This window comes from Bartonella sp. TS25HLJMH, assembly GCF_042193505.1.
In the GTDB taxonomy this organism is placed as follows: Bacteria; Pseudomonadota; Alphaproteobacteria; order Rhizobiales; family Rhizobiaceae; genus Bartonella; species Bartonella grahamii.
The window spans coordinates 28,423-54,130 of the sequence record NZ_JBHILV010000009.1; the positions used below are offsets into that span (position 1 = coordinate 28,423).

18 protein-coding genes are annotated in these 25,708 nt (G+C 39.8%); 11 read left to right on the forward strand and 7 right to left on the reverse strand.

All coding sequences use genetic code 11. The features are described 5' to 3' along the window. Nucleotides 1-451: 451 nt before the first annotated feature. From ACFINF_RS05580 to ACFINF_RS05600, 5 genes are all read right to left on the reverse strand, one after another. Nucleotides 452-1,123, reverse strand: coding sequence for a YdcF family protein (locus ACFINF_RS05580; protein ID WP_375620019.1), 672 nt, complete (start codon nt 1,121-1,123; stop codon nt 452-454). 4 nt (nt 1,124-1,127) lie between these two features. Further along, on the reverse strand, nt 1,128-2,081 hold the full coding sequence (locus ACFINF_RS05585; RefSeq protein WP_375620020.1) for a cell division protein FtsX: 954 nt from the start codon (nt 2,079-2,081) through the stop codon (nt 1,128-1,130). Continuing rightward, nucleotides 2,074-2,733, reverse strand: a complete 660-nt coding sequence (gene ftsE / locus ACFINF_RS05590) for a cell division ATP-binding protein FtsE (RefSeq protein ID WP_273723097.1) — start codon at nt 2,731-2,733, stop codon at nt 2,074-2,076. The genes ACFINF_RS05585 and ftsE overlap by 8 nt, the downstream gene beginning before the upstream one ends. 557 nt (nt 2,734-3,290) lie before the next feature. Further along, nucleotides 3,291-5,234: an acetate--CoA ligase gene (gene acs / locus ACFINF_RS05595; RefSeq protein WP_375620021.1), complete on the reverse strand. Its 1,944-nt coding sequence runs from the start codon at nt 5,232-5,234 to the stop codon at nt 3,291-3,293. A 1,124-nt stretch (nt 5,235-6,358) separates the two neighbouring features. Further along, nucleotides 6,359-6,652 (reverse strand): hypothetical protein, encoded by a 294-nt coding sequence (locus ACFINF_RS05600; RefSeq protein WP_375620022.1) that lies wholly within the window; start codon nt 6,650-6,652, stop codon nt 6,359-6,361. Nucleotides 6,653-6,959: 307 nt separating this feature from the next. Between ACFINF_RS05600 and ACFINF_RS05605 the strand changes: the two genes are divergently transcribed. After that, nucleotides 6,960-7,127: a hypothetical protein gene (locus ACFINF_RS05605; protein WP_375620023.1), complete on the forward strand. Its 168-nt coding sequence runs from the start codon at nt 6,960-6,962 to the stop codon at nt 7,125-7,127. Between the two features lie 641 nt (nt 7,128-7,768). Here ACFINF_RS05605 and ACFINF_RS05610 read toward each other — a convergent pair. Beyond that, nucleotides 7,769-8,458, reverse strand: coding sequence for a YggS family pyridoxal phosphate-dependent enzyme (locus ACFINF_RS05610; RefSeq protein ID WP_375620024.1), 690 nt, complete (start codon nt 8,456-8,458; stop codon nt 7,769-7,771). 165 nt (nt 8,459-8,623) lie between these two features. On the opposite strand from ACFINF_RS05610, the gene leuS reads away from it, so the two are divergent. Both leuS and ACFINF_RS05620 read left to right on the forward strand, forming a co-directional pair. Then, complete coding sequence (gene leuS / locus ACFINF_RS05615) at nt 8,624-11,266, forward strand: leucine--tRNA ligase (protein ID WP_375620049.1); 2,643 nt, start codon at nt 8,624-8,626, stop codon at nt 11,264-11,266. Next, a complete protein-coding gene (locus ACFINF_RS05620) occupies nt 11,253-11,849 on the forward strand; it encodes a hypothetical protein (RefSeq protein ID WP_375620025.1) in 597 nt (198 codons plus the stop codon). Before leuS ends, ACFINF_RS05620 begins: the two co-directional genes overlap by 14 nt. On the opposite strand, the gene fsa is transcribed toward ACFINF_RS05620, so the two are convergent. Continuing rightward, entirely contained in the window at nt 11,846-12,499 is a 654-nt protein-coding gene (fsa, locus tag ACFINF_RS05625; RefSeq protein ID WP_375620026.1) for a fructose-6-phosphate aldolase, read from the reverse strand. The genes ACFINF_RS05620 and fsa overlap by 4 nt on opposite strands. Nucleotides 12,500-13,639: 1,140 nt before the next feature. Here fsa and ACFINF_RS05630 point away from each other — a divergent pair. The 8 genes from ACFINF_RS05630 (at nt 13,640) to ACFINF_RS05665 (ending at nt 25,663) form a co-directional block, all read left to right on the forward strand. After that, nucleotides 13,640-15,847, forward strand: a complete 2,208-nt coding sequence (locus ACFINF_RS05630) for a primosomal protein N' (RefSeq protein WP_375620027.1) — start codon at nt 13,640-13,642, stop codon at nt 15,845-15,847. A 1,886-nt stretch (nt 15,848-17,733) separates the two neighbouring features. Continuing rightward, complete coding sequence (gene atpH / locus ACFINF_RS05635) at nt 17,734-18,318, forward strand: ATP synthase F1 subunit delta (RefSeq protein ID WP_375620028.1); 585 nt, start codon at nt 17,734-17,736, stop codon at nt 18,316-18,318. After that, on the forward strand, nt 18,318-19,853 hold the full coding sequence (gene atpA / locus ACFINF_RS05640) for a F0F1 ATP synthase subunit alpha (RefSeq protein ID WP_026500438.1): 1,536 nt from the start codon (nt 18,318-18,320) through the stop codon (nt 19,851-19,853). The genes atpH and atpA overlap by 1 nt, the downstream gene beginning before the upstream one ends. Nucleotides 19,854-19,873: 20 nt before the next feature. Continuing rightward, complete coding sequence (locus ACFINF_RS05645; protein WP_375620029.1) at nt 19,874-20,785, forward strand: F0F1 ATP synthase subunit gamma; 912 nt, start codon at nt 19,874-19,876, stop codon at nt 20,783-20,785. A 19-nt stretch (nt 20,786-20,804) separates the two neighbouring features. Then, on the forward strand, nt 20,805-22,448 hold the full coding sequence (gene atpD / locus ACFINF_RS05650; protein WP_375620030.1) for a F0F1 ATP synthase subunit beta: 1,644 nt from the start codon (nt 20,805-20,807) through the stop codon (nt 22,446-22,448). A gap of 108 nt (nt 22,449-22,556) precedes the next feature. Further along, the gene (gene atpC / locus ACFINF_RS05655; protein WP_015856985.1) at nt 22,557-22,973 is read left to right on the forward strand and encodes an ATP synthase F1 subunit epsilon; all 417 of its coding nucleotides are present in this window, start codon (nt 22,557-22,559) and stop codon (nt 22,971-22,973) included. A gap of 24 nt (nt 22,974-22,997) precedes the next feature. After that, complete coding sequence (locus ACFINF_RS05660) at nt 22,998-24,626, forward strand: MFS transporter (RefSeq protein WP_375620031.1); 1,629 nt, start codon at nt 22,998-23,000, stop codon at nt 24,624-24,626. Between the two features lie 29 nt (nt 24,627-24,655). Continuing rightward, the gene (locus ACFINF_RS05665; protein WP_375620032.1) at nt 24,656-25,663 is read left to right on the forward strand and encodes an HlyD family secretion protein; all 1,008 of its coding nucleotides are present in this window, start codon (nt 24,656-24,658) and stop codon (nt 25,661-25,663) included. Nucleotides 25,664-25,708 lie beyond the last annotated feature (45 nt).

The following is a 25,708-nucleotide window of genomic DNA, read 5'->3' on the forward strand; positions in this document are numbered from 1 at the left end:
CCATACGAGGTTGGTATGTTCGTGTTTAAGAAAGGTGTAAAGCATGCCTCTTATCAATCATCCCAAGTGGCTTAAGAGCTATCGTAATATTGGGGGCGGCAAAATATAGGATGGGGCGGTTTGCATTTTTTATGAAGCGTAAAGAGGGTGGTATCAATAGATCTCTATAACAATTCGGGAGATCTTATAGTTGTCTTTGGGCTCTATTTACAAGAGCTTATATATTGGGATGGTATGTACAGATCCGTGCTGTGAGATATGTTTGGGATGTAAGAGATGTCTTGGGGTGAACGTGCAATACAGTGATACGTGTATTTGGGGTATTCTGTGTTATATGAGGGTAGCTCTGTCGGGCTTTTATAGAGGCAACCTCGTGTGGAAGGGTATGGAAAGAACGGTATGAAGCGGTCAGAAGATGGTAAGGTTTTTAAAAAAGTCAGAAGGATAAAAATTAGAATGCGGTTCTGATATAGACTTGGAGCGTTTTAATATATTGGAATATGAGAATGCGGATTTGATTGATCTGTTGTATTGCGCTTTCAGCATCGCTCTTTTTAACAGGATAAGCAATGAAATGAATATCAGGCATTAAATATTTAAGTTCTCGCATCGAGCGCCACATATGGTAATCATGGGTGACGATATAAAGGGTTTTATAGTGGTGTTTTTTGATCCAAGCAGCACTTTCTTCGGCGTTCCCTCTGGTGTTAATCGCTTGATGACCAATGTCAATACAACAGGAGACAAGCCGTGGGGTAATATGCCTGTTATGCATGAAACCTTTCAGATTGGTTGTGGTGTTTACGCCACTGATGAGGAGTCGTGAACCAAGTCCCTTTTGTAAGAGATGGATTCCTGTCTCTATTCGGTTTTCTCCGCCTGTCAGCACAATGATGGCATCAGCTTTGGGGAGAGGCTTTGGGGGAGAAAGTCGTTCAGTTTTTTCAGAAAAAACAATAAAACCGCCACAGAAAATGAAAACAATGATTGCAAGAGAAAGTGTTGTCGGTGGAAAATAGCGAAATAAAAAGCACACAGACCAACGATAATGGGGTCGTTTTGGAAGAGGACGTTCTAAATTGTTTTGCCTCAACGAGTTGGAATGGTAGGAGTGGTAAGTCATAAAATTAAAATAAACCGTTTTCACATTGATCGATTTTTTTCAGTTGCGCTAAAATAGTCATGCGGTTTGTAAGGGTGGTAAGAAAAGAAACGAAAATAATAAGAAAAATGATTTTTCCATAGGGGATGGAACTTATTGAAATATGTCCAAACAAAGCTGTTACTTGGCTAGCTTCCACTCTTCCCAAGTTATAATTCGTCCAGAGACAAAAGGCTAAAAACAGGAATATGCTTGTGAGGCCACCATATAAAGCACCACGCAGTGCAGTTTTAAAAAAATGCCAGTCAAATTGGCGGGCAATGAAAAGAGTTTCAGTACCAAGGAAATATAAGACATTGATAATATGTGCATTTTCTGCCAATGCATTGCGGGTGGTAAAAATGATGGTAAGAATAAGAGAGCCTAGAACCAATGCTAAAATTGAAAAACCGATAAAAACAGTGGTGTGTGCCATGGTCGCAAAACGATGCACCCAAACACGATGATCATCAAATTGACCTCCTGGAATTTGGGTTTTAATGGCGTGATTAATGGTTGCAAAATTGATTTTTTCATCCCCATTCAGGGTCACAATGATAAGGCGGGGAAGGGGCAGTTCATTGACGTTGAAGCCTGTTCCAAGCCATGGTTCCAGTAACTTTTCGGTAGCTTTTTGGTCAACAATTTTTGCATCTTGTACACCAGAAAATGTTTTAACTAATTGGACGGCATCACGGAGTGCTTTGTTGATATCAACATTGTCCATGGGGCGTATTTGTATTGTTGCTTCATAGCTAATCTGATTACTCCAATTTTGGGCGGCACGTTGGACTAAATCAACACCGATTAAGGTGAGGCTTGAAAGAAATGTCATAATAGCAATTACGGCAACCAATGCTTTTCCAGAAATATTACCACTGGGAATAATCGCTGTTGTATTTTTTTTATTGCTTGTAAAAATGGGGAAAGACTTATTCATGAATCGTCATCCGTCCGTTATGGAGAAGCATACGTCGTGCTGCAACTTGTTCCATTAAGGCAATATCATGGGTAGCAATGATAACAGCTGTTCCAAAACGATTTAATTCAATAAACAAACGGAGTAGGCGTTTTGCCAAGGGCGGATCGACATTTCCGGTAGGTTCATCGGCAAGTAGGATTTCAGGTTGATCAATGAGCGCGCGTGCAATGGCTACCCTTTGTTTTTCTCCGCCGGAAAGAACTGGTGGTAAAACATGGATATGATCTCCAAGACCTACCCAACAGAGAAGATCTTCCACTTCACTGCGATAGGTTGCCTCTTCTTGTCCTTTAATGCGTAAAGGTAAGGAGACATTTTCATAAGTGGTCATGTGGTCGAGTAAACGAAAATCTTGAAAAACAACACCGATACGTTGTCGCAGTGCAGGGAGCTCTTGGCGTTTGAGTAATGCTGTGTCTGTTCCAAATAAATCAATATGACCGCGGGTGGGTTTGAGTGCCAAAAACATAAGACGCATCAACGATGTTTTCCCTGCCCCAGAGGCGCCAGTGAGAAATTGAAATGATCCAGGAGGAATATGAAAGCTAATATCACGAAGGACCTCAGGTCCCATTCCATAGCGTAGACCGACATTTTCAAAATGAATCACTTTTTATTATTACTCCTGATTTTATATTGCATCATTTATTCTAAGAACTCTTACTTTCATTACTTTAAATTTTTGTTGTAAGCTTGGTTATTTTAGATTTCATGGTTTTCAATATTTTTTATACACCCTCGTTATAGATAAATATTTTTGCTCAAAAATATTATCACTTATACTTTCTCTTTTTAGCTTTATTTATGATTTTAGCAGGAATTTCAAAGTGATTCTAGCATAAACATCAGAACTATTTTTCCTTCTTTCTCAGAGGCTTTTTTGCATTGAGGGGGTACTGGGCAATTTTAAAAAGCTATGTTGCTCTTTTTATCTCACTTTTTTATTCTTATCCGTATTCATATTCCAATCTTGACATATTCCAATCTTGAAGTTTTTTCTTCAATTGTTTCTTATTTGTTATGAAGAAAGGCGTTTGTTGTTAGAATGATTGAGCTTTTCATGAATTGTTTTGTTTTTTATTCTCCTCGGTGGTTTTCGTAACAATGCTAGGATAATTTTAGCAGAAAAACAAAAACCACCGTATGTTATATTTCTTCGTGGGTTCTTTAATTTTGTCGGTTAGCAATCAGATCTTCAACAACTTGTGGTTCGGCAAGGGTTGAAATATCTCCGAGAGTATCAAAATCGTTTTCAGCGATTTTTCGTAAAATACGTCTCATAATTTTTCCTGATCGCGTTTTGGGAAGCTGCGGGGCAAATTGAATTTTATCCAATATGGCAATGGAGCCTATTTCTTGTCTTACATGTTTAATAAGCTTTTTTTGTAACTCTTCACTCGGAGCTGTCCCTTCCATTAAGGTGATAAAACTATAAATTCCTTGTCCTTTAATGGGATGCGGGTAACCCACAATGGCTGCTTCTGATACAGCGGGATGAGAAACAAGGGCTGATTCAATTTCAGCAGTTCCTAACCTGTGCCCCGAGACATTGAGAATGTCATCAACTCGTCCTGTGATCCAGTAATAGCCGTCACTATCGCGCCTACAACCATCGCCTGTAAAATATCTTCCTTTATAAGAGGAAAAATAAGTTTGAATAAAGCGCTCATGATCTTTATAAAGCGTGCGCATTTGTCCTGGCCATGAATCACTGATACAAAGATTGCCTTCTGCTTCACCTTCTAAAATATTGCCTTGGGCATCAACAATTTGGGGTTGAACACCAAAAAAAGGACGTGTGGCTGATCCTGCTTTGAGGGGGGTTGCACCAGGCAGGGGCGTGATCATATGCCCTCCTGTTTCTGTTTGCCACCATGTATCGAGAATCGGACAACGGTCATTTCCAACTGTATGATAAAACCATTCCCATGCTTCTGGGTTAATCGGTTCTCCTACCGTGCCTAAAAGACGCAACGATGTCCTTTTTGAGTGTTCAACAAACGAATTTCCTGCTCCCATTAAGGCGCGGATAGCTGTTGGTGCGGTATAGAGTGTATTGACTTGATGCTTGTCGACAATTTCCCAAAATCTTCCTTTGTCAGGAAAGGTTGGTGTGCCTTCAAACATTAAAGTAGTCGCACCATTGCATAAAGGTCCATAAATCAAGTAAGAATGACCGGTAATCCAACCGATATCAGCTGTACACCAGTAAATTTCATCGGGGTGATAATCAAAAACGTATTGATGTGTCATCGCGGCATAAACAAGATAGCCCGCTGTGGTATGCAAAACGCCTTTGGGTTTGCCGGTGGAGCCTGAAGTATAAAGAATAAAAAGCGGATCTTCAGCGTTCATTGGTTCTGGTGGGCAATCTGTTTTGGCATGAGTTATCTCTTCGTGGTACCAGAAATCACGCCCCTCTATCCATTGAATGGGTCCACAAGTCCGCCGTATAACCATGACTTGGTCTACATGCACGTTTTGGCGTGCTGCTATCTCAATAGCATGATCAACATTGTCTTTTAAGTTGATCCGTTTGCCGCCACGCAAGCCGTGATCAGCGGTAATGATGAAGGTTGATTCGCAGTCAACAAGGCGTCCTGCTATTGCCTCTGCAGAAAAGCCAGCAAAGATAACCGAATGAACAGCACCAATGCGGGCACACGCGAGCATAGCATAGGCTGCTTCAGGTATCATGGGAAGATAAATGGTTACTTTATCGCCTTTCTTAATGCCACGACTTTTCAAAAGATTGGCAAAACGACAAACATGTTCATAAAGCTCGTTATAGGTTATTTTTTTATCATGATAAGGATTATCCCCTTCCCAAATGAGCGCGATTTTGTCTCCATGGGTTTTCAGGTGGCGATCAATGCAATTATAGGCAACATTTGTTATCCCATCTTCGTACCATTGAATCAACACATCTCCGTTAAAAGAAGTGTTTTTTACTTTTGTAAAAGATTTAAACCATTCAATGCGTTGACCATGTTTGGCCCAGAAGCTTTCTGGATCATCGATGCTTTCTCGATACCACTGCTGATAAGTTTCCTCATCAAGTAAAGTATTTTTTTTGATCTCTTCTGATACTGGATAGATTTTTTCAGTCATGCTTCCCTCTTTTTATTTATTTTTTAGAAAAATCAGCCATTGTATTTTTATATTTGTGGCAGAGTTTTCCCAAAAGCTTTTCATTGTGAGGTTAGACTAAATGACAAAGATTAGAATAGTCAATTTTTAAAATCTGATGTGATGATATTAAAGAGAGTATTCTATGTTTTTAGGATACTCAAATGTGGCAAAACCTATTGCGATATAGAGCTTTTTGTAAACGCATAAAGACATTTAAAAATGTCTATTATAAAATATTTCTTATAAGTTGATATAAACCAATATAGTTAAATAAAAGACTAACAAGAAAGAATATTGAGCTTATTAATAATGATTTTTTTAGAGAACCTTTCCAACTATAATAAATAAACTTATAATAAAAAAGATATATTAAACCAAAAAAAAATGTTACTATAAGCGATTCAATAATTTTATGAGTAAAATCTGTCATTATAAATCATAACCACTCATTAATAGTATCGTTGCTACTTTATTCAGCGTGCTCGCAACTCATTCAATAAAGATTAATATAAACCGAAATATCTACGCAAAATATCAGAAATAAAGGAAATAATAACTGACGATAATGCCATTATAATAGACAATTTCCAACTCACACCACTGAATATTTTAAAAGGAATGGCAATTATAGGAGTAATTATAATTAACATGCAAAACATTCTTACAATTTCATAATGAATATCCATTATAACAAAATCCTAGTTATAGTAATGAGATTAATAAATACTTTTGAAAAAATTTGTTCAGTGTACTCGAAACTCATCCGATAAATATTAATATAAACCGAAGTATCTACACAAACTATCAAAAATAAATAGCACAACTCCTCCCGATAATGATGTTATGATAGATAACTTCCAACTCCGATCACAGAATACTTTGATAATACTAGTATAGAGAGATACAAATACAACAAGCATACAAAACATTCTTACGATTTCATAACGAATATTCATTATAGTAAAATCCTAGTTATATTATCTGATACTATTAGATATCTCTGAAAATTATTTCATCCAGCAATATTTATTTTGGTATATTCTTTCAAATATATTTACAAAACTACTAATTTCAGAGATATCTTTGTAGCTATTCTCTATAAATTAGAACCAACATTCATGAGCTTTTTGTGCAAAGCCCCAAACAAAACCTCCCATGAATCCCGATGTGTAACCTGCAACTCCACCTGTAAATGCGCCCGCTGGTCCTCCAGATATACCACCTAGAATTGCTCCACCTACTCCTGCCGGTCCCGCTGTGTTGAACCCTTGTGCATTCATGTGAGACATAAAAGCACCAGGACTACATGCATTTCCATGAGTAGGTCTTGAATTGTGCGAATGACCAAAAGAAGGCTTTGTCGCCATATGACCGAATGTGTTGAATGAACCAAACATATTAATTCTCCTTAATTATCTAGGTCTAAAACAGTATCATAATGATACATTTCAAATGGCTATCGCGTATTTTTAGAAAATGTCAAAGATAAACTTTAAAAATAACAATAAAAATACTGTATAAATAATAACTATATTATGTATATATGAAATTTTTATTCTTAAAAAGATAATAATATTAATTATAAGTTTTTAAAATATAAGAAATGATACCATATTTTTTCTTAATTAAAGTTTAAATTTAGAAAAATTGCGTATATTAAAAGTTGAAGTTTTTCTCTTTGTTTAAGAAATCCACAAAGGAATAATGATAAAGAAATATCGTTATTGGGATCGGTTTCATTGCCATTGTTTTGCATGCATGTATTATGTGCATATGAATGGGATTCGTTCTTTTATTTTTCAGGCGAATATTGACCGTATTTTACGCTTTGTAGAGCATAGAAAGTCTTTATGCTATCGTTGGACCTTATAGATTGCTATTCATGTTGTTTAGCGCGGCTTTTGGTGCTCTATTGGGCATTTGAGATGTTTATTTTGCTCAAGTGGCTTACATGAAAGAGTTTTGTTACTGTATTATGCAGCCATAAGCCTCTTTTTGCCTGCTTTACGCCATTGGCATGTGGGGAAATTGTTTACGCGTGTTGGAGAAGTTTAAGAGAATTCGTGGTTTTTAATGGAAATCATTGCGATAATCGTATTGAATATTCTTTTGCAATTATTTATTTCGCGATAGTTTTTCATTCATGCGCAACGCCCCTCTTATCATTTTGCCTTTATATAAGGATTTATTTTTTACGTTGCTTTTGCTGGAGAGGCGGTCAGAGGGGAGGTGAAGTAGAGCCAATGTGCGAGAATATGAGAGCCAAATTGCAATGCTATCTTAAATCTATTGTATGTGTTGTGGATGTGCTGGTGAGAAATTTGAGAAGATCAGCTTTTTTGCTTATTTTGCTAACAGGATGAAAGAGGGACTGGAATCTTTTTTGCTAGAATTGCTCTTATTGATATTGAAGGAAATATTTTTTCTCATTTCTGTTGTTTTTGGCTTGTTCGTAGAGTTTTCAAGGGAGATTTATATGAAGGGGGAATGAATTTATATGAGGGGAAATTGCTTTACACAGGGCGTTTTCCAAATAAAGCAGAGCCAATGCGAAGGACGTTAGAGCCAAACTGTAGAGCAGTTTTGAAGTCACTGGACATGCCCATGGAAAGCTTTGGAAGACCTGCTTGTTTTGCTAATTTTGCTAAGAGCGCGAAATAGGGTCCGGGGTTTTCATCGACAGGGGGGATGCCCATAAGACCGATGATATCAAGTCCATAGTTGTTTTTGCATTGGTTGACAAAAGATGTCGCTTCTTGTGGTGCGATACCACTTTTTTGCGGTTCTAAGCCAATGTTAACCTGAACATAGCAAGGAAGATGCCTTTTTTGTTTTTCCATTTCTTCAGATAAGCTTTTTGCTATTTTTTCACGGTCAACCGTTTGAATAACATCAAAAAGTTTGACCGCCTCTGCTGTTTTATTTGATTGTAGGGGACCGATGAGATGAAGCTTAATATTTTCAAATTGTTGACGTAACTCGAGCCATTTTTGTGCCGCTTCTTGCACGCGGTTTTCTGCAAACAAAGATTGGCCTGCTCGCAAAAGGGGTCGTATATCAACAGAAGAAACAGTTTTTGAAACAGCGATAAGTTCAATTTCTTCTACGGGGCGTTGTAGTTCTTGACATGTTTCAGCAATGTCTTTTTGAAGGTTTTGCCATGCTTCAATGGAAGGGGCATTGAGGGGCGTTTGTGTATTCATATTTTTGTGCTTTACCTTTTTTGTTCAAGAGTTGGTCGTTTTTTTAAAAGTTTTATAAAATACTTAGGAAAAAATTTCACGAAAATGTTGACGATGAGGTTAATCCATGGTCAAGCATAATAAAACAAGTTTTTGGTTCTGTTTTATTAAAAGAGTATAATGGGAATGACGATTGGACATTATAATATAGGCGAACGCTATAATCCACGTGCGAGAGAAAAAAAATGGCAAGAAATTTGGGATGAAAAGAAAATTTTTCAGACTGTTCAAGAAGATGCTCGTGAAAAATATTATGTTTTAGAAATGTTTCCTTATCCGTCAGGCCGCATTCACATGGGGCATGTGCGCAATTATGCCATGGGGGATGTGGTGGCACGCTATAAAAGGGCAAAGGGTTTTAATGTGCTTCATCCTATGGGCTGGGATGCTTTTGGTATGCCGGCTGAAAATGCTGCTCTGCAAAGTAAAGTGCATCCTAAAACTTGGACCTATCAGAATATTGCTGTGATGCGCGGGCAATTAAAGCAATTAGGGCTCTCTTTAGATTGGACGCGTGAATTTGCGACTTGTGATGTGGAATATTACCATCGTCAACAAATGTTGTTCCTTGATTTCTATCAAAAGGGTTTGGTTGCGCGTAAAGTGGCTAAGGTGAATTGGGATCCTGTTGACCACACCGTTTTGGCCAATGAGCAGGTTGTTGATGGGCGGGGTTGGCGTTCTGGTGCGTTGGTGGAACAGCGTGAATTGACGCAGTGGTTTTTCAAAATTAGCGACTTTAGTGAAGAGCTCTTGGCTGGGCTTGAAGAGCTGGAGCAGTGGCCCGAAAAAGTTCGCACTATGCAAAAAAATTGGATTGGAAAATCGCAAGGTTTACTGATTCGTTGGGCTTTAAAGGCAACAAGTGGTGTTGATGATGTTTGTGAGACATTTGATGAGGTTGTTTGTTATTCAACACGTCCTGATACACTTTTTGGCGCCTCTTTTTTAGCTCTGTCTGTTGACCATCCCATTGCACAAGCTTTGGCAAAGAAAGATAAAGCGTTGAGTGCTTTTATCGAAAACTGTCGGTGTGGTGGAACGACAACAGCAGCACTTGAAACAGCTGAAAAACAAGGATTTCTTACGCCCCTTTTGGCAGTTCATCCTTTTGATTCAACAGTACATATTCCTGTTTATATCGCGAATTTTGTGCTTATGGATTATGGAACAGGGGTTGTTTTTGGTTGTCCGGCTCATGATCAGAGAGATTTCGATTTTGCGCGTAAATATGATCTTCCAATAAAACCGGTGGTTTTGCCAAAAGGAGAGCAAGCAGAAGATTTTGTCATTGCTGACACACCTTATACGGGTGATGGTGTGATGATCAACTCCAGCTTTTTGAATGGTTTGACACCTCAACAAGCTTTTGAAGAAGCAGCCAAAAGGCTTGAAGAACAAATGCTCAATGGGCAACCGCAAGGGAAAAAAACAGTGCAATTTCGATTGCGTGATTGGGGGATTTCACGTCAACGTTATTGGGGGTGCCCCATTCCGATGATCCATTGTACATCTTGCGGAGTGATTCCTGTGCCGCGCACCGATTTACCAGTTGTGTTACCTGATGATGTTACGTTTGATCAACCTGGAAATCCTCTTGCACGGCATGAAACATGGCAGAATGTTACTTGTCCTTCCTGTGGTCAATCTGCCAAACGTGAAACAGATACCATGGATACATTTGTTGACTCTTCTTGGTATTATGCACGCTTTACGGCTCCTCTTGCGCAGGAACCTGTCGACAAACAAGCAATCTCTGAATGGTTGCCTGTGCAACAATATATTGGTGGAATTGAGCATGCCATTTTGCATCTTCTTTATGCACGCTTTTTTATGCGTGCTATGAAATTGATCGGTCATGTGACTGTTGATGAGCCTTTTAAGGGGCTTTTTACTCAAGGGATGGTGGTGCATGAAACCTATCGGGATGATCAAGGGTGGGTTTCTCCAGCAGAAATTTCCATTGTTGAAAAGGATGGAAAACGACAGGCTTACAAATTGACTGATCAAAGTGAAGTGATGATTGGTTCGATTGAAAAAATGTCGAAATCCAAAAAGAATGTTATTGATCCTGATGATATTATCGCATCCTATGGCGCTGATACTGTGCGTTGGTTTGTGTTGTCAGATTCTCCCCCTGATAGGGATGTCATCTGGACAGAATCTGGTGTTGAAGGAGCCCATCGCTTTGTACAGCGTGTTTGGCGTTGTGTGGCTTTGAGTGCTTCTGTTTTAAAGGATGTGGCGCCTTGTGCAGGGCATCAGGGGGCAGCTTTGGAACTTTCAAAGGTTGCACATCGCACGCTTTGCGCTGTAGAAGATGATTTGGAAAAATTTGCTTTTAATCGGGCTATTGCACGCCTTTATGAATTCTTGAATATTATGGCACCGTTGCTCAACAAGATAGCAAGTGTTGACGATGAAATGAAAGCTTCTTTACGTCAAGCCATGGATTTTTTTCTTGCCATGATTGCACCGATGATGCCCCATTTAGCAGAAGAATGTCATGCTGCTTTAGGGGGAAAAACTTTAATGTCTGCGCTTGCTTGGCCTGTTTATGATCGCGCGTTAACCGTTGCGGAATGCTATACTTTGCCAGTACAAATTAATGGTAAAAAACGCGGTGAGGTGAGCGTTGCAGCAACAGCAAATGAAACGATGATTAAAGAAGCGGTTTTGGCTTTAGATTTTGTAAAGGCACAGCTGGTGGAAAAGCCTGTGAAAAAAATCATTATTGTTCCACAAAGGATTGTGAATGTCGTTTTTTAAAAGTTTTATTCTTGTCGTTTTAGCTGGCGTATTCACACTGTTGTGTGGATGCAAAGTTGAACCGCTTTATCGTCAAGAGTTGCAGAGTGCAATGACAATGGATTCTGCTTCTTATGGGAATCCTGTTTCTGGGCAAGCTTCTTTGGGGCTTGCGCAAAAGCTTGCTTCTATTGTTGTGGAAGAGCCTTCGGATCGTTTTGGTCAATTGGTGCGCAATCATCTGCTGTTTCTTTTGTATGGAAATGGGGGTAAACCTTCTCTACCTGCTTATCGATTGGCATTGCAGATATCCGTATCTACAAGAGAATCTATGCAGATAGAGGTTGATTTCGAGAAAAAACGAAAAGGACGACCTTCTGTTGGAACTGTTATGAGCAGAGCTTCTTACACTTTGCAGGATATGAAAAACACTCTTGTTGCAAAAGGAACAGCAATGATGAATGCATCTTTTGATCGACTTCGTCAAGAATATGCAACGATGCAAGCAGAAGAAGACGCAAAAAAACGGGTTGCCGAAGAGTTGGCTGAACAGATTTTTTTGTTACTTTCAAAAGATCTTTCCAATAAAAATTATAGATATTAAGCAATATTTTGTCCTGTTTTTTTCCAGTCGTTGAGAAATATTTGCAACCCTTTATCAGTGAGAGGGTGTTTGACCAGTGCTTTTAAGATTGCTGGTGGAACTGTTGCAACGTCAGCACCACTTAGTGCCGCTTCTTTGACATGATTAACGGTGCGGATTGAAGCGGCCAAGATTTGTGTTTCAAAGTTATAGTTATCATAAATTGTGCGAATTTCATGAAGCAGTTCACTTCCATCATTTCCGCAATCATCAAGTCTACCAATAAAAGGCGAAACAAATGTTGCGCCTGCTTTGGCTGCTAATAAGGCTTGATTGGCAGAAAAGCAAAGTGTAAGATTTGTTTTTAGTCCTTCTTTTGTGAGGGCTTTACAGGCTTTTAATCCATCGAGTGTTAAAGGAAGCTTGATACAAATATTGTCGGCAATCTTTGCTAAAACAGCCGCTTCTTTCATGATGTTTTCAAATTCCGTTGCTGCAACTTCAGCAGAAACAGGTCCGCTAATGAGAGCACAAATTTCTTTTGTGACATCAAGAATATTGCGTCCTGATTTTAGGATAAGAGAGGGATTGGTGGTGACACCATCTACAAGGCTTAAATTCTGTAACTCTTGGATTTCTTCTATATTGGCGCTATCCACAAAAAACTTCATATCTAACCTCTTCTTTTTAGCTTTTATCCTATTTTTTGTTATGCGCTATTGTTGACTGCAAAAGCAAGAGAAAGAATTACTCTCTGTGTAAAGAACAAGAATGCTATGATGTTAACCATGTACCCGTTTTCGGTAAAGAAATATTACTTATTGTTTCCGTACCCATTTTATATCGTTGCTCGTAATAAGGCATAGGGCTTATTGTGTACCAACATTTTTGCGTATTGGAATCTTTGCGTAGCGGTATTTTTATACTTATGAAAATAAGCTAGCATTATCACACACTTTGTTCATTTCCTATTTGCGATTGCTCTTGATATTTGAGAGAGCATCATAAGATACCTCCTTTTTTCAGGGGGTACGTTTAACCTCATTTTTGATAGAAGCGAATGGATTTATTTTATCGTAAAACACCATTGAAGAAGATATGTAAAATTTTACACATGAAGTGTTTTTTATGGTCAATTACATTGATTTATTCTGTGTTACCCATTCTTTAATAATAGGTTTTTGTGCTGCTTGTATTGTTGCTTGATTCTCAATCAAGCTGAAAGATGTACGCACATGTTTCCAGGTTTTGGCACAAAGCTAAGGTGACTATTGTAACGGTTCCATTTGCAATATTATTCTCCCTGTAATTAAAACCATGGGATACTCTCTCATTAATAAGAATTTACAAATGTTCCTCGATGGGTTTGAAATGAGAAAAATTCATCGTATTGAGGATTTTTATTACAATAGGTAAATGATGATTATATCTTTATAAATCAGTTTGTTGAAGATAAATTGAGATAGGAGGCGGTAAAAAAAATAAACGTGTGTGTTGGGAAGAAGTTACACTATGGGATAGCTTTGTTGAAGAGCTCACTTACAATATCATGCTGAATGCTTATAGTAATGAGCTTTATTTGCACAGAAGAATGGCGCTGGTTTTTTTGCTATAGAGTTTTTTTGTTATAGACGATGAGATTGGTTTTTTTATTGGCACTTTGGTGATGAAATGAGTATTAAAAAGAATTTTTGTGAGAAAAGTGTTGTGAGAGGGGGGAGAGATTGAATCCCGCAATGAATTTTATAAGAGTGTTTAAAGATAAGGTGTAGACCTGTTGGTGCTCAAGAGGTCATAGATTGGTTTAAAAGATGCATTCAAACGTGATAGAGGAAGAGATTGTATCCGTATTGGTTCCTCTTCCTGTTGCTCACGCTTATAGTTATAAAGTTCCATCTTCTATGGAGGTGAACGTTGGTTCCTTTGTTCGGGTTCCGGTGATGGGGCGTGAGCTTTGCGGTTTTGTTGTGGATGTTGGAGAGAAGACAGCAGATGGGCAAAGGTCTGGTTCGGTGGCGCGTGAAAAATTACGCTCTCTGCTTCATGTTTTTGATTGTCCCCCATTAAAGGCAGAAATGATCACATTTTTGCGTTTTGTTAGTCGCTATACAATGGCGCCTTTTGGTCTTGTCGCGCGATTGGTTTTATCTGTACCGGCTGCTTTAGAGCCGGAAGCGCAGATGCTGGGTTTGCGATATTGTGGTGGAAATGTAGAACGTCTCACACCAGCGCGATCACGGGTTTTGGAATTGGTGCGTAATGAGAAGATATGGACACGTTCTGGTCTTGCGCATGCGGCTGGCACTTCGGTTTCTGTTGTTGAAGGTTTAAAAGCGCTAGGGGTTTTTGAAGATATTATAGTTCCTGCTTCTGATATTGTGGCAATGCCTGATCCTGACTTTTGTCCTCCTCAGTTGCAGGGAGCGCAAAATAAAGCAGCAAAAATGTTGCGAGAAGGTGTTTTATCTTCTCAGTTTCAAGTTTTTTTGCTTGATGGTGTTACGGGATCAGGAAAGACAGAGGTTTATTTTGAAGGGGTTGCTCAAGCCTTCAAAGGGGGCAAGCAGGTTTTAATTTTATTGCCGGAAATTGCTTTAACACAGCAGTTTTTAGATCGTTTTTATGCACGCTTTGGAGCTGCGGCAGCGGAATGGCATTCTGATTTGACGCCACGTCGTAGAGAACGCGTCTGGCGGCAAGTTGCAGAAGGGCGGGTGCGTGTCGTTGCGGGGGCTCGTTCAGCGCTTTTTCTTCCCTTTCATGAGCTTGGCTTGATTGTTGTCGATGAAGAACATGATAGCGCTTATAAACAAGAAGAGCGCATTTTTTATCATGCGCGTGATATGGCTGTTGCACGGGGCTCTTTTGAGCATTTTCCTGTTATTTTATCTTCAGCCACACCGTCGATTGAAAGCCAAGCCAATGTTTTAAAAGGGCGTTATCAAAAGGTGCATTTACCTTCCCGTTTTAAAGAAGTAGCACTTCCACAGTTGCGGGTGGTTGATATGCGCCAAGGAGGGGTGCAAAAGGGGCGCTTTATTTCCTTTGCTCTTGAAAGGGCTTTAAAACAAACGCTTGATAAGGGCGAACAAGCTCTTCTTTTTCTTAATCGTCGTGGTTATGCACCTTTAACTTTATGCCGAATTTGCGGACATCGTTTTCATTGTACTGATTGTTCAAGTTGGTTGGTAGAACATCGTGCGCAAGGGCAACTGAAATGTCATCATTGTGGGTATCATCAACCACTTCCTCAAGCCTGTCCTGAATGCGGGACATTAGACCATCTCGTGGCTTGTGGACCGGGTGTGGAAAGAATTGCTGAGGAAACACAAATGCTTTTTCCTCAAGCGCGATCATTGATTCTTTCAACAGATCTCAAAGGAGGGATTGGGAAGTTGCGAAGCGAATTACAAGCCATTGCAAATGGCGATGTGGACATTATTATTGGAACACAGTTAGTTGCTAAAGGACATCATTTTCCCAAGCTCTCTTTGGTTGGCGTTATTGATGCTGATCTTGGTCTTGCCAATGGCGATTTACGCGCAAGTGAACGTACCTACCAGCTGCTTTCCCAAGTTACCGGAAGAGCAGGGCGTGTGGGATTGGAAAGCTTAGGATTATTGCAAACTTATCAACCAGATCATCCGGTCATTAAAGCCTTACTTTCATGTCAGTCAGAAGATTTTTATACACGTGAGATTGCGGCGCGCCAGCATTATCATTTGCCTCCCTATGGGCGGCTTGCCTCTTTGATTGTTTCTGCACAACAGCGCCAAGCAGCAGAACATTATGCGCGCGCATTGCGTCAAGCAGCGCCACGGGAAAAAAATATCTCGGTTATGGGACCAGCAGAAGCGCCTTTGGCTTTGGTTCGGGGGCGTTATCGTTTTCGGCTTTTGCTGCAAGGACAGCGCTCTTTTGATATACAAGGGTTTATACGTGCAATGCTTAGCGGTACACCCAAAATGCCCAGTTCCGTTCGGGTTCAAATTGATATTGATCCGCAAAGTTTTTTCTAAAACCAGTCTCACATAAAGTGAAGGTCTCTTTAGCTTAAGGTGCTTTACTTTAATATTATATATTTCAGAATAAGTATCCAAGTAGCAGAATATGATATGTGCATTGCATTAAGCAGCGCCACGGGAAAAAATATTTTTGTTATAAAACCAGCAGAAGCGTCTCTCTTATTCGAGGGCGCTATCATTTCGGTTTTTACTACTTTTTTGTTTTAGGGATAGTATCCTTTATTCTTTTTATAATGGTTGATTATAGGGGCTGAAGATGCCTGCAAATACACCAAAAATCGAATTCTATACGGGTTCAAATTGATATTGATCTATGCTTTTTCTAAAAACAGTGCAATATATTGCAATATAAAGTGAAGCTATGTGGCATAAAAGGTCGTGTTTTTGATATTGTTTGACCTTAAAACCTTATGAAGCAGCGTTCATAAGGTGTATTAGTACTGTACGAGTCGTAGCTGCTTTTGTATGCTAGATTAGGGCGAAAATATTGCATATATCTATTTTATTTATCTTTGACGAGAACATAGAAGACTCATTTTGGAGCGTAAAGGTCAAAATGCGTATTCATCGTTGTTATCCTTATTTACGGCTCTAGAATTTTCAAAAGCACCCATAATTATAATTTTTGTAAATAATAACATATTGATTTATAGTGATAATATGCCGTTATTCACATTAGAGTCTCAACTATTGTAGGATTCTCTTATTTCAAATCTGTTTATATTGATCAATTAACACCATTCGTTTGCATGTTACAGACGGGGGGACTGTGTCGAGTGAAACTATACAAGAAGGGACTAAAATACCCAATCATCTCAAGTATTAAGGGCTGTCGTAAAATTGGGAGATGGTAAAGTATATGATGGTGCCAGCTTGTTCTTTCATAAGTGTAAAGATGAGGCTGCTCGATGAGGTTACCATTATAGCATTCATGGGTGCTGTCGTGAAATGGAGATTATCCATTGTTTCATGCTTTTGTTACTTTCATTCTCTAATGGGGGCACATTTTTCATGTAAGCAGAATGTCCAAAACGGAATATTACAGAATATCTATTGTATTACTGTATTCATATGCTGGTTTAAGCAAATATTTCTCAGCATGCTTGAATTCATTTTACGATGTTTCTCGAGTGTAGAATGTAAAAGCTTTCATGAATGAAAAAACCGCGTTAAGGCTCCTCATCTTTTAGTATTACGAAAGCCTTTGGTACTTGAGAGCGTTTATACGAGGTGTTTTTTTCTTTAATCATTTCCTTTTTTGTTTGTGATGGAGCAAGGGAGTGATTTTGATAGAAAGATTTGAAAAGAGAGATCTTTCGATGTTTGGGGCTCATCTGGTATGAAAAATGATACATTATCCTTATAAATCAATGCATTGTATGCTTAAAGATTGTGTTTACAAAAAAATATACTTGGTGAAATTTTTTAAAAGGAGTAGGTATTTGAAGAAAAAAGATCAATTCTTTCTTATCAGTTTGCAATAATAGACTTTTTCAGTCGCATTCGCATCTCATTAAAGGTCTTGTGGTGATAAAGGGAGTGTTTTTAGAGAAAAAGTGTTTTTTTATGGTGGCAAGAGCATTTGAAGAAAAATCAAAGAGAATGAAAAAATCGCTCAGAGAATGTTAAAAAGAGGCATAAAAAAACTGTGATGCCATCCTGTATATCTAAAAAAAATTCTTTTCAAAAATATTTTGAATATTTTATTAAAATTTTTAAAAAGCAGCGATTTGTGGTGTTGCGAGTCGGCTATGTCTATGCTAGAAATCAAGTGATTTTTGTTCTAGGTTTTAAGAAGAAGATTCTTAAGATTGAGAATGTCTGTTTCATTTCATCTGATAACTATCAGAGAATCGCTCAAGGGAAAGAGGCGGTATTTCGTGTCGGATTCATTTTCTCTCATACCGCTGCCGTTGGTAGATCAACGCTATGCGCAAGCGCTTTTTGATTGCGTTCAAGAAGCCGGAAACGTTGAAAAGGTTGCAAAGGCAGTGGAAGATCTTTTACTTGTTTTGGAGCAAAATAAAGATTTAAAACGCTTTGTGCTTAGTCCATTCTTTTCAGTTAAAGAGCAAATTAAGGTGATGCAATCTGTTTGTGCAAACATCAAATTTGCTGATAAAAACGCAGGGCAGGTTATTGGTGATTTTTTACGCGTTGTTGCAATAAACCGTAGGCTTAGTGCCGTATTTGGTATTTTACACGCTTTCCAGCGTTGTGTTGCACGCGCTCGTAGGCAGATTACTGCGCAAATTGTTTCTGCGCGCCCCTTAAGTTCTCAACAAAGACAAGAGTTGTGTGAGGCTTTGGAAGGTGTCGTTGGAGGAAAAGTTTTGCTACACAGCATTGTGAATCCAACAATTCTTGGTGGATTAATCGTTCGTGTGGGGTCGTCTCAAATTGATACGTCTCTTCTCACAAAATTGTCTTCGCTTAAGCTTGCATTGAAAAAAGAGGTCAGCTGATGGATATTAGACCATCTGAAATTTCAAAAATTCTAAAAGAGCAAATCAAAAACTTTGACCAAAAGGCTGAGGTTTCAGAAATTGGTTGGGTTCTCTCTGTAGGGGATGGTATCGCTCGCGTTTATGGTTTGGATAATGTCCAAGCAGGGGAAATGGTTGCTTTTCCAAACGGTGTGCGCGGTATGGCCCTCAATTTGGAAGTTGATAATGTTGGTGTGGTCATTTTTGGCTCAGATCGCGATATTCGTGAAGGTGATTGTGTAAAGCGGTTAGGCGCTATCGTCGATGTTCCTGTGGGGCCCGCTTTGCTCGGGCGTGTGGTTGATGCGTTGGGAAACCCTATAGATGGTAAGGGTCCTATTAAAGCAACAGAGCGTCGTCGTGTCGATGTTAAGGCTCCTGGAATTATTCCGCGTCAGTCAGTGCATGAACCGATGTCGACCGGATTGAAAGCGATTGATGCACTCATCCCTATTGGACGGGGGCAGCGTGAATTGGTGATTGGTGATCGCCAAACAGGAAAAACAGCAATTTTGCTCGATACATTTTTAAACCAAAAACCTTTTCATGAAAAAGGGGCTGGACGAGAGCAAGACAAAGTTTATTGTATTTATGTGGCTATCGGTCAAAAACGTTCGACGGTGGCACAATTCGTTAAAGTTTTAGAAGAACGTGGAGCGTTGGAATATTCTATTATTGTTGCAGCGACCGCTTCTGATCCAGCACCACTGCAATTTATTGCACCTCTTGCTGGATGTGCTATGGGTGAGTATTTCCGTGATAATGGACAACATGCTTTGATCGGTTATGATGATTTGTCAAAACAAGCGGTGGCGTATCGTCAAATGTCTCTTTTATTGCGCCGCCCTCCAGGTCGTGAAGCTTATCCGGGAGACGTTTTCTATCTGCATTCGCGTCTTTTAGAGCGGGCTGCGAAGTTGAATGCGGAAAATGGATCTGGGTCGTTGACAGCTTTGCCGGTTATTGAAACGCAAGCAAATGATGTTTCTGCCTATATTCCTACAAATGTGATTTCGATTACTGATGGGCAAATTTTTCTAGAGACTAATTTATTTTATCAAGGAATTCGTCCTGCTGTAAATGTTGGTCTTTCTGTGTCGCGTGTTGGTTCTGCCGCACAAATTAAGGCAATGAAGCAAGTTGCTGGCTCAATTAAAGGTGAATTGGCGCAATATCGTGAAATGGCAGCTTTTGCGCAGTTTGGTTCTGATTTGGATGCGTCAACCCAGCGGCTGTTGAATCGGGGTGCACGCTTGACAGAGCTGTTGAAGCAGCCACAATTTTCTCCACTCAAAACAGAAGAACAAGTTGTGGTTATTTTTGCAGGTGTGAATGGCTATCTTGATGCCTTGGCGGTTTCTGATGTTGCGCGGTTTGAGCAGGGACTTTTGGTACTTTTGCGTAGTGATTATCAAGATCTCTTAAAGGCAATTGCTGAGCAAAAGCAAATAACAGACGAGCTGAAAGATAAGTTGATAACTGTTCTTAATACTTATGCGAAAAATTTCTCGTGATGAATTGATGGAATGCTTGAATGGCCTCACTAAAAGATCTTAGAGACCGTATCGCTTCGGTTAAAGCAACACAAAAGATCACCAAAGCTATGCAGATGGTTGCAGCGGCGAGGTTGCATCGTGCTCAAGAGGCAGCACAGTCTGCGCGTCCTTATGCGAAGAGGATGGCTGATATTTTGACCAGTGTTGCTGCTGATGTAGATGGTGTTGATGCGCCTGCTCTTATGCGTGGTACGGGGCGAGATGATGTGCATCTCTTGGTGGTGTGTACTGCTGAGCGTGGTTTGTGTGGTGCTTTTAATGTGCAAATCGCTCGTCGTGCACGTGAACAGATTAAGGCATTGTTGGCAGCTGGTAAAATAGTGAAAATTATTACTGTGGGCAAAAAAGGTGCGGATATTTTATCGCGTGATTACAAAGGCTTGATAATTGATCATATCGATTTGCATGCTGTAAAGCGCATTGGTTTTGCAGAGGCGGTGATGATTAGTCAACGGATTGTTGATTTATTCAATGAAGGCGCTTTCGATGTCTGTACGCTGTTTTATTCTGAATTTATTTCTGTGATTAATCAGCGTCCAACAGCTTTTGGCTTGATTCCGATGATTGCTCCAAAAGCAGCTGTTGAGGCAATAGATGTTGAGGAGCAAACCGATCATAGCAAAGGTTCACAATCAATTGTTTATGAGTATGAACCTGATGCGGCTTCTCTTTTAGAGGCGCTTGTGCCACGCAATCTTTCGGTGCAAATTTTTCGGGCTTTACTAGAAAATATTGCTGGTGAGATGGGTGCGAAGATGACAGCTATGGACAATGCATCGCGCAATGCAGGTGAAATGATTAATAAATTGACGGTAGCTTATAATCGTCAACGTCAGGCACAGATTACGACAGAATTGATCGAAATTATTGCGGGCGCTGAAGCGCTTTAAATGGAAAAGGTAAGGATTGATGGTAAAAGCAGTAACCTCAAGCAAAGGAACAGAAAAAGGTGAAAAAAAGAAACCAGCTGCTCGTTCCGGCGTCAAAAAAGCCGCTTCGAAGTCTCAAGTGGATGTAACGGCTTCAGCGGATGTAAAGGCTTCCTCTGCGTCTGCGCGTAGTGCAGCTAAAGATACACCTGTAAAAAAAGATACATCCGCAAAAAAAGAAGAGCGTGCAAAAGGCGCTGTTGGTGAGATCAAGCAGGTTATTGGTGCTGTCGTTGATGTGCAATTTGAAGGTGAATTGCCAAATATTCTTAACGCTTTGGAAACAGAGAATTTAGGCAATCGCTTGGTATTAGAAGTTGCGCAGCATTTGGGTGAAAATACCGTGCGTACGATTGCTATGGATACAACTGATGGTTTGATGCGGGGCCAAAAGGTTGTGGATACAGGCACGCAAATTAGCGTTCCTGTAGGAGAAGCAACATTGGGACGTATTATGAATGTGATTGGAGAGCCGGTGGATAATGTGGGACCAATTCCTGCAACCAAAACGCGTTCTATTCACCAAGAGGCACCTGCATATGTTGAGCAATCAACCATTTCAGAAATTCTCGTCACCGGTATTAAAGTTGTGGATTTGTTAGCTCCTTATTCTAAAGGAGGTAAAATTGGCTTGTTTGGTGGTGCTGGTGTTGGAAAAACCGTTCTTATTATGGAGCTTATAAACAATATTGCAAAGGCACATGGTGGCTATTCTGTATTTGCTGGTGTGGGAGAACGTACACGGGAAGGAAATGATCTTTATTATGAAATGATCGAAAGCCGCGTGAATGTGAATCCAAAAGAGAATAATGGTTCAACGGAAGGGTCAAAGTGTGCTCTTGTTTACGGGCAAATGAATGAACCACCAGGAGCGCGTGCGCGTGTGGCTCTCTCAGGATTGACAATTGCAGAAAGTTTCCGTGATGAAGGACAAGATGTTCTCTTCTTTGTGGATAATATTTTCCGTTTCACGCAAGCTGGTGCTGAAGTGTCAGCCCTTTTAGGGCGTATCCCTTCTGCTGTGGGGTATCAGCCGACTTTGGCAACGGATATGGGGGCTTTGCAAGAACGTATTACCAGTACAAAAACAGGCTCTATTACTTCCGTTCAGGCAATTTATGTTCCTGCTGATGATTTGACGGATCCAGCGCCGGCAACGTCTTTTGCTCATTTGGATGCAACAACTGTTCTTTCGCGCTCTATTGCGGAAAAAGGAATTTATCCGGCCGTTGATCCACTTGACTCTTTCTCGCGTATGTTGGATCCATTGATTGTAGGGGAAGAGCATTACACTGTTGCTTGTCAAGTACAAACCATTTTACAACGTTATAGAGCGCTTCAGGATATTATAGCTATTCTTGGAATGGATGAACTTTCTGAAGATGACAAATTGCTGGTGGGACGGGCGCGTAAAATTGAACGTTTCCTTTCGCAACCTTTCCATGTTGCGGAAGCCTTTACTGGCTCACCAGGGAAACTCGTTCCTTTAGAAGAGACAATCAAAGGCTTTAAAGGTCTTTGTGCTGGCGATTATGATGATTTGCCAGAAGCTGCTTTTTATATGGTTGGTTCAATTGATGAAGCACTTGAAAAAGGAAAGCGTCTCATGGCAGAGGCGTCTTAGTAAGAAGCTTCTTGTTCAAGAGAAAACTGTCATGAATATTTTTCGTTAAAAAGGACAAGTCGTTGAAGAAAACAGAGAGTCCTTATATCGGGTATTGTGGAGACTTTTGTGGAAAACAATAGAGAAGAGCATTTTTTATTTGAGCTTGTATCGCCTGAAAAAATTGTGTTTTCAGAGCAGGTAGTGTCTGTTGTTCTTCCTTCAGCTTCAGGTTCTTTGACAGTTATGGCGCATCATGCGCCATTGGTGGCAAGCATTGTGTTGGGTAGTGTGCGTGTTCGCACCTCTTTGGGTGAAAAATTATTTGCTGTATGCGGAGGCGTTGCAAATATTACCTTTTCGGGCTGCTCTTTATTGGTAGAGCACGTTGTGGCTGTAGAGCATCTTTCTTTTGATGTATTGGAACAGCGGATTTTGCAGGTTCAAGCGACATTAGAAGGGGGGACAAGAGATGAGGATAATCATAAAATAGAGGCTTTTTTCCAGCAATTGTCAGCTGATGGTGCTGTGTTGATAGAAGCGTAGCAGCGTATACAGGAAAAAGGTGACATGAGCGGAAAAAAGAGTACGGTTGTGTTTGCTAAAAGGGGTGGAAAACCTTTTCCTCATCCTGGTCGTATTTTTGCAGGACCTTTGCCAAAATGTTTTGTTTATATTTTTGCTTCTCTTATTTTGCAATGGGCTTATGGTTTAGGGGCTAATATTGTTCAGTCTAACATTGTCCATCTTACGGGTGATTTTCACGCAACTTTGACCGAGACAACATGGTTGGTAGCGGCCTATATGGCGCCAAATGTGAGTGTAGCGATTATGTTGATCAAAATCCGCTATCAATTTGGGTTGCGTGCTTTTGCTGAATTATCAATCCTTGGCTTCGTTTTGGTTTGCGTGTTACAACTCTTTGTTACGGATTTGCGTTCTGCATTGATTATTCGCTTTTTTGCTGGGATTGCTGCTGCTCCTTTGGCTTCGCTTGCGCTACTTTATATGATGGAGGCTTTTGCTCCAGCAAAGAAGTTTACTGTTGGTCTTAGTTTGAATTATATGAATGCGGCTTTAGCGGCACCTTTATCACGTTTGATTTCTCCTAATTTACTGGAAAATGGTGGTTTTTCCAGTCTTTCCGCTCTAGAAATGGGGTTGGTTCTCATCAGCTTGGTTTGTATCTATACTTTGCCTCTAACGCCTGTTGTCCGCAGTAAGGTTATTCAAAAGTTAGATTGGATAAGTTATGGTTTGATTGCTCTTGGTCTTGGATTAAATGCCGTGATTATGTCTGTTGGCATATTGTATTGGTGGTATGAAGCACCATGGATTGGTTGGGGGCTTGCACTTGCTATTTTCTCATTGGTTATTGCTATTATTATTGAGCTTAATAGAGAAAAACCGTTGATTGATTTACGTTGGATTTTCAGTAAAGAAATGGTTCAATCTGTTTTTATTTTATTGATCTTTCATGTTTTTTTGTTAGAGCGGTCAAATTTGCCTGTAGGTTTTTTTAATCTTTTTGGTTTGCTTAATCGTGAAATGGCACCCATGTATCTTGCGGTGACATTGGGTATTCTGTTAGGGGGAGCTGTTTGTGTCTTTTTTTTACGGGCGGGGCGTGAAGATTATTTTTATTTGTTATCTTTAGGTTGTTTGGCGCTGGGAGCTTATTTAGATAGTCGTGTGAACTATTTAACGCGTCCGAAAGATATGATGTTGAGCCAAGGGTTGGTGAGTTTTAGTTATGCACTTTTTTTGCCTCCTGCTCTTTTCAAAGGGTTTGTGATTGCTGGTGAGCGAGGACCGCGTTATGTTTTGAGTTTTATTGCGATTTTTTTGCTAACGCAAGTGACAGGGGGATTGATGGGATCAGCTTTTTTTGGCAGCCTACAGTTTTATTTTGCCCATAAAAACTTTGAGTCCTTAACACAAAATATTGTTGTGACTGATCCGCTTATTTCTGGTGAGATGAATACTTTGTTTTCACCTTCTTATGGTGCTTCTGTTCCCCATGGCTTGGGGAGTGAACAGGGTACTTCTATGTTGATAGAAAAATTTAAGTTAACAGCAAATATTTTTGCTTATGATGACGTTTTTCGGCTTTATTTTTATATTTCAATGGTTGTATTCATTATCTTTCTTGTCACAATGGTTGTTAAGTCATGCTCTTTGCGGGCGTTAGAAAAGTAGAGTGATATTATAGAAGAGGGGTGCAAAAAATGATAAAAGCATTACGGTCAAAAGCTACGATTGTTGCATTCCTGTCAGGTATTACGGGTATTTTGCTAATTTTGTGGGCTTGGAGACTTCCTCCTTTTGTAAATAACATTCAAATAACGGATAATGCTTCCATTAAGGGCAATGTTACTCTGGTTAGTTCACAGATCTCTGGGGTGATTGCACGGATTTATGTGCAAGATTATCAACGTGTTGAAAAAGGAATGCTGCTCTTTGAGCTTGATGATTCTCTTTTTCGTCAGCAGCTTGCACGAGCACAGGCTGTTCTCGATTCAAAAAATGCAAAACTGGCAAGTATTGAATTGCAAGCTCAGATTTTACAGGGAGAAGTTAATGCTGCAGAAGCAGAATTAGCGCGTTCACGAGCATTCTCTAATGTTGTTCCTGATAGTAAAAAGTTAGGCTTTGGTGATGCGGCAATTTCTGTTTCTCGCCCTCTTTCACAACTCTTAGCAGCTCTAGAAACAAAACGACAATTGCAAAAACAATTAAATCTTGAAAAACAAAGTTTACAGTCAGAAGTTTCGGGAGCGAAGGTGAGTGTTGAATTGGCAAAAATTAATCTCGATCATACAAAGATTTTATCTCCTAGAACAGGCTATATTGGATTGGTTGGCGCTAGGGTAGGGCAATATGTTATGCCGGGTACGCAATTGGTCTCTGTTATTTCTGATGATATTTGGATTATTGCTAATTATAAGGAAACGCAACTTTCTCAGATGCGTGTGGGACAGCCGGTTGTTTTTTCTGTTGATGCATTGAACAACAAAAAGTTAACGGGGCGTGTGGTTCGTTTTGCTCCAGCGACAGGTTCAGAGTTTTCATTGTTAAAAACAGATACGACAATTGGTAATTTTATTAAAATTGCGCAACGTATTTCAGTACGGATTTCTTTAGATCCTGGGCAGGAGGGGATTGAAAAGCTCATTCCTGGGATGTCTGTGGTTACGTATGTGGATACTTCGCAGCGGGTCGATTCTGGAGGATAAATTTTGGGTTTTTTCAGTTTAATTCTTGTGCCATTTACTTATAGT

What these genes read in the sequence shown, in the direction of transcription:
- ACFINF_RS05580 (WP_375620019.1), bottom strand. Translation starts at nt 1,123, where the DNA reads ATGACTTACCACTCCTACCATTCCAACTCGTTGAGGCAAAACAATTTA.
- ACFINF_RS05585 (WP_375620020.1), bottom strand. Translation starts at nt 2,081, where the DNA reads ATGAATAAGTCTTTCCCCATTTTTACAAGCAATAAAAAAAATACAACA.
- acs (WP_375620021.1), bottom strand. Translation starts at nt 5,234, where the DNA reads ATGACTGAAAAAATCTATCCAGTATCAGAAGAGATCAAAAAAAATACT.
- ACFINF_RS05600 (WP_375620022.1), bottom strand. Translation starts at nt 6,652, where the DNA reads ATGTTTGGTTCATTCAACACATTCGGTCATATGGCGACAAAGCCTTCT.
- ACFINF_RS05605 (WP_375620023.1), top strand. Translation starts at nt 6,960, where the DNA reads ATGATAAAGAAATATCGTTATTGGGATCGGTTTCATTGCCATTGTTTT.
- ACFINF_RS05610 (WP_375620024.1), bottom strand. Translation starts at nt 8,458, where the DNA reads ATGAATACACAAACGCCCCTCAATGCCCCTTCCATTGAAGCATGGCAA.
- leuS (WP_375620049.1), top strand. Translation starts at nt 8,624, where the DNA reads ATGACGATTGGACATTATAATATAGGCGAACGCTATAATCCACGTGCG.
- ACFINF_RS05620 (WP_375620025.1), top strand. Translation starts at nt 11,253, where the DNA reads ATGTCGTTTTTTAAAAGTTTTATTCTTGTCGTTTTAGCTGGCGTATTC.
- fsa (WP_375620026.1), bottom strand. Translation starts at nt 12,499, where the DNA reads ATGAAGTTTTTTGTGGATAGCGCCAATATAGAAGAAATCCAAGAGTTA.
- ACFINF_RS05630 (WP_375620027.1), top strand. Translation starts at nt 13,640, where the DNA reads ATGCATTCAAACGTGATAGAGGAAGAGATTGTATCCGTATTGGTTCCT.
- atpA (WP_026500438.1), top strand. Translation starts at nt 18,318, where the DNA reads ATGGATATTAGACCATCTGAAATTTCAAAAATTCTAAAAGAGCAAATC.
- ACFINF_RS05645 (WP_375620029.1), top strand. Translation starts at nt 19,874, where the DNA reads ATGGCCTCACTAAAAGATCTTAGAGACCGTATCGCTTCGGTTAAAGCA.
- atpD (WP_375620030.1), top strand. Translation starts at nt 20,805, where the DNA reads ATGGTAAAAGCAGTAACCTCAAGCAAAGGAACAGAAAAAGGTGAAAAA.
- ACFINF_RS05660 (WP_375620031.1), top strand. Translation starts at nt 22,998, where the DNA reads ATGAGCGGAAAAAAGAGTACGGTTGTGTTTGCTAAAAGGGGTGGAAAA.
- ACFINF_RS05665 (WP_375620032.1), top strand. Translation starts at nt 24,656, where the DNA reads ATGATAAAAGCATTACGGTCAAAAGCTACGATTGTTGCATTCCTGTCA.